The 4,388-nt window shown below is 70.4% G+C and carries 5 protein-coding genes; 3 read left to right on the top strand and 2 right to left on the bottom strand.

Going from position 1 to position 4,388, the window contains the following annotated elements; genetic code table 11:
- Window positions 1-52: 52 nt before the first annotated feature.
- Window positions 53-850 (bottom strand): helix-turn-helix domain-containing protein, encoded by a 798-nt coding sequence (locus H5T77_RS25475; protein ID WP_292653407.1) that lies wholly within the window; start codon window positions 848-850, stop codon window positions 53-55.
- 63 nt (window positions 851-913) lie between these two features.
- On the opposite strand from H5T77_RS25475, the gene H5T77_RS25480 reads away from it, so the two are divergent.
- A complete protein-coding gene (locus tag H5T77_RS25480; RefSeq protein ID WP_292653408.1) occupies window positions 914-1,387 on the top strand; it encodes a DUF3224 domain-containing protein in 474 nt (157 codons plus the stop codon).
- Here H5T77_RS25480 and H5T77_RS25485 read toward each other — a convergent pair.
- Window positions 1,372-2,061, bottom strand: a complete 690-nt coding sequence (locus tag H5T77_RS25485; protein WP_292653409.1) for a winged helix-turn-helix transcriptional regulator — start codon at window positions 2,059-2,061, stop codon at window positions 1,372-1,374. The genes H5T77_RS25480 and H5T77_RS25485 overlap by 16 nt on opposite strands.
- Window positions 2,062-2,251: 190 nt before the next feature.
- Here H5T77_RS25485 and H5T77_RS25490 point away from each other — a divergent pair, with 190 nt between their 5' ends.
- Entirely contained in the window at window positions 2,252-3,064 is an 813-nt protein-coding gene (locus H5T77_RS25490; RefSeq protein WP_292653410.1) for a class I SAM-dependent methyltransferase, read from the top strand.
- A 78-nt stretch (window positions 3,065-3,142) separates the two neighbouring features.
- Window positions 3,143-4,249 (top strand): GuaB3 family IMP dehydrogenase-related protein, encoded by a 1,107-nt coding sequence (locus H5T77_RS25495; RefSeq protein WP_292653411.1) that lies wholly within the window; start codon window positions 3,143-3,145, stop codon window positions 4,247-4,249.
- Window positions 4,250-4,388 lie beyond the last annotated feature (139 nt).

Raw genomic sequence — 4,388 nt, forward strand, 5'->3', positions numbered from 1 at the left:
AAGCTGAGAGTGGCCTATAGACCACTCTCAGCTTCACAACCCGACGGATCTGCTAGAGGTCCTTCGCATACGTCGCCGGGGGAGCGCCCACGACCTCCCGGAACGTACGCACCAGGTGGGCCTGGTCGCTGAAGTCCAGCTCCGCGGCGACCGCGGCCCAGTCGACGTCGCCGGAGTGGGCGCGGGCAGCGACCTCCAGCACGCGGAACCGCTGCACGACCCACTTCGGGCCGATCCCGACGTACTCGCTGAAGAGCCGCTGCAGCGACCGCAGGCTCAGTCCGGCGCGCTCGGCGAGCTGCTCGGCCCGGGTGATCGAGCGGTCGGTCTCGGCGAGGGCCAGCCAGCGGCGTACGTCCTCGGCCACCGGGTCCGTGGGGAGACCGACCTCCAGCAGGTAGGACTCCAGCACCGCGACCATGTCCGTCGGCGTCTCCGAGGAGAGGATCCGGTTCGCGGCCGGTCGGTCGTCGACGCCGAGCAGCTCCTGGGCGGGGACGACCTGGTCGGCGATGGCGCTGACCGGGCTGCCAAGCACCGGGCGGAAGAGCCCGGGCAGGAACGAGGCGCCGAGCGTGTGGCCCCGGCCGGTCAGGCGGCGCAGGAACGGCTTGCGCCCGATGCCGTGCACGAGCAGTCGGCCCTCCTCGGCAGCGATGTGGATCCGGGGCTGCGGGATGACCTGCTGGTCGTGGGGCTGCTCGAGATCCCAGCCGACGTACCAGTGGTAGTCCAGGTGTCCCACGAACGCGGAAGAGGGAGCGAACCGCTCGGTGGTGATCGTCCGGGCCGCCGTCACCGGCCGCACGATCGCGTCGGGATAGCCCCTGCCCTTCATGTGGCCAGCCATGCTGCCAACGATATGGCGCGTTCCTTCAATCCCACGCCCCTGCTCCCGGAGCAGGCTGGACCCATGACCGAACAGAGCACTGAGAAGTCCTACGGCAACAAGGCGAGCACCACGATGACCGTCGCGCGCTGGCACGAGGCGGCCTACGTCGACATCGACGGCGAGGGCACCAAGATGGGCGACGACGTCTACATCCCCCACCGCGGCCTGACCACCGCCGAGACCGACTACACCTACATCGGCGAGATCGAGGGCAAGGGCGTCGCGCGGATGATCGGTGCCTACGGCAACCCCGCCGGCGGCGCGGTCTTCGAGGCGTACGAGCAGTTCACCGGCTCCATCGCCGGCCAGGAGGGCTCGTGCGTGTGGCGGATCAGCGGGGCGTACGCCGACAAGACCGTGCGCTCTCACCTCACCGTCATCCCCGGGCTCGGCACCGGTGGCCTCGAAGGGCTCGTCGGCGAGGCCGACATGGTGCTCTCCGAGGAGGGCGGCGGTGAGGCGTACGGCTTCGTCCTCTCCTACGACTGGAGCTGAAGCCGGGGCCGAGGGACGCGGGCGGCGGAGGACTGGCCGAGCCAGGCGGGGAGGGCCCGGCGTACGTCCTCGGCCGCCGTGACCGTGACCATCTCGGCGCGCAGCGCCATCGGCCAGGCGAGGTCGCCGCGCCAGATCTCGGTGAGCGTACGAAGGCTGCAGGTGAGCCGCGCATCGACCTCGAAGCCGGGGTCGGTGTCGCAGACCTCGGCCTGGTCGGCGGCGACCACGAGCCACCAGCGGGCGACCTTCGGATCGACGTCGGTGAGTCCGAACTCGACCACGGTGCGCTGCCGTGGCCATACGTCGATCGGGATCGTGCGCCGCATGTCCCAGAAGAGCAGGTGCGGGTCGAGGTCGGCCTGGCCCAGCGATCCGAGCCAGCGCGCGCCCCACTCGTTGAGCGCGGTCACGACCGTGGCGAGCTCCTGGCCGGAGTCGGTGAGGTGGTAGGACGTGCGCTTCCCCTCGCCGCGCTGCTGGATGATGCCCGCGCGCTCCAGGGTGCGCAACCGTTTGGAGAGCAGGGCCGGCGACATCTTCGGCACCCCCCGGCGCAGCTCGTTGAAGTGGGTGCTGCCGAGCAGCAGCTCGCGTACGACGAGCAGCGTCCACCGCTCGTCGAGCACCTCCATGGCCTTCGCCATCGGACAGAACTGGCCGTATCCCGCCATCGGACCGCCTCTCTCGTGCGGCCCGAGATCCGCTCCTCTCAGTAGACCGCTGGCGGGAACGGGTGGCAAGGGGGTGGCAGGTACAGATCCAGAACCTCCCCAGGTTCAGATCCGGCACTATCGGCCGGGCGCGCTCGGGGGCGAGGCTGGGGGCTCCAGACCACTCTCGGGCCGACGTCTTGGAGGAGACATGACCGCAACACCCGCACCACCCGAGCTGAAGGCCCGCCACCGTGCGATGTGGGGCCTGGGGAACTACGCCCGGGTCGCCGACGAGCTCATCCCCGAGCTCGGCCAGGTGATCGTCGAGGCGTGCGAGATCGCTGCCGGCGATCGCGTCCTCGACATCGCCGCCGGCACCGGGAACGCCGCCGTCCCCGCGGCCCTCGCCGGCGCGGACGTGACCGCGAGCGACCTGACCCCGGAGCTGCTCGAGATCGGGCAGGCCCGCGGCTCGGAGGCCGCTTCGATCACCTGGCGGGTCGCCGACGCCGAGGCGCTCCCGTTCGACGAGGCCGAGTTCGACGTCGTGATGTCATGCGTCGGGATCATGTTCGCGCCGTTCCACGAGAAGGCGGCTGCCGAGCTGCTCCGGGTCGTGCGCCCGGGCGGCCGGATCGGCCTGGTCAGCTGGACCCCGGAGGGCTTCATCGGCCAGATGTTCGCGACGATGAAGCCGTTCATGGCGCCCCCGCCCGAGGGTGCGCAGCCGCCTCCGCGGTGGGGCGACGAGGCCCACGTACGCGGCCTGCTGGGGGACCACGTCACCTCCGTCCGGGCCGAGAAGCGGACGGTGGCCGTCGACTCCTTCGAGACCGGCGCGGAGTTCCGCGACTTCTTCAAGGCCTGCTACGGGCCGACGATCGTCGCCTACCGCGGGATCGCCGACGACGAGTCCCGGACCGCCGAGCTCGACGCCGCGCTCGCCGACCTGGGGGACCGCTACCTCACCGCCGGGACGATGAGGTGGGAATACCTGTTGCTGACCGCGGTACGCGGCTAGTGCGCCACTAGGTCGTCACCTGTTCACGTCGGTGCGTGCTTTCCGATCTCGATCCGGTCCCGTGGAACAATCCGTCCTGTGACTGAGATCGAGATCGGCAGGGCCAAGCGGGCACGACGGGCGTACGCCTTCGACGACGTGGCGATCGTGCCCTCACGCCGCACCCGGGACACCACCGAGGTGAGCACCGACTGGCAGATCGACGCCTATCGCTTCGACATCCCGGTGCTCGCTGCGCCGATGGACTCGGTGATGTCGCCTTCGACCGCGATCGCCATGGGCAGGCTCGGCGGGCTCGGGGTGCTCAACCTCGAGGGCGTGTGGACCCGCTACGACGACCCGAAGCCGCTGCTCGACGAGCTGGCCGGGATGAGCGGTGTCGACGCGACCCGGCGCCTGCAGGAGATCTACGAGGCCCCGATCCGGGCCGAGCTCATCACCGAGCGTCTGCGCGAGGTGCGCGCCTCGGGCGTCACCGTCGCCGGGGCGCTCTCGCCGCAGCGTACGAAGGAGTTCGCCAAGGCCGTCGTCGACGCCGGCGTCGACCTCTTCGTCATCCGCGGCACCACGGTCTCGGCCGAGCACGTCTCCTCGCAGTCCGAGCCGCTCAACCTCAAGGAGTTCATCTACGAGCTCGACGTCCCGGTGATCGTGGGCGGGTGCGCGACCTACCAGGCGGCGCTCCACCTGATGCGCACCGGCGCGGCCGGGGTCCTGGTCGGCTTCGGTGGCGGTGCGGCGCACACGACCCGGACCGTGCTCGGCGTGGCCGTGCCGATGGCCTCGGCCGTCGCCGACGTCGCCGCCGCCCGCCGTGACTACCTCGACGAGTCCGGCGGCCGCTACGTTCACGTCATCGCCGACGGAGCCGTCGGCCGCTCCGGCGACATCGCCAAGGCGATCGCCTGCGGCGCCGACGCGGTCATGGTCGGTTCGCCTTTCGCCCGGGCGACGGACGCCCCCGGCAAGGGCTTCCACTGGGGCAACGAGGCCCACCACGCCGATCTGCCCCGCGGCCAGCGCGTCGCCTTCGAGCCCGTCGGCACCTTCGAGGAGGTCCTCTACGGTCCCTCCCACGTCGCCGACGGCACCATGAACCTCGTCGGCGCCCTCAAGCGCGCCATGGCCACCACCGGCTACACCGACCTCAAGGAGTTCCAGCGGATCGAGGTCATCGTCGGCTGACCTCGCCGAAACCGCACTTCTGGCGGGCCGAAACCGCACTTCTGGCTGGTCGAATCTGTAGTTGTGGGCGACGAAACTCTAGTTTCGTCGCCCCCAACAGCGTTTTGGAACCGCCCCAACAACAAATTAAGCAATGCGG

It is taken from the genome of Nocardioides sp. (assembly GCF_014360585.1).
Classification (GTDB): Bacteria; Actinomycetota; Actinomycetes; order Propionibacteriales; family Nocardioidaceae; genus Nocardioides.

Coding starts and splice junctions, on each gene's coding strand:
- H5T77_RS25480 (WP_292653408.1), top strand. CDS start 914: ATGACCGAACAGAGCACTGAGAAGTCCTACGGCAACAAGGCGAGCACC.
- H5T77_RS25475 (WP_292653407.1), bottom strand. CDS start 850: ATGGCTGGCCACATGAAGGGCAGGGGCTATCCCGACGCGATCGTGCGG.
- H5T77_RS25485 (WP_292653409.1), bottom strand. CDS start 2,061: ATGGCGGGATACGGCCAGTTCTGTCCGATGGCGAAGGCCATGGAGGTG.
- H5T77_RS25490 (WP_292653410.1), top strand. CDS start 2,252: ATGACCGCAACACCCGCACCACCCGAGCTGAAGGCCCGCCACCGTGCG.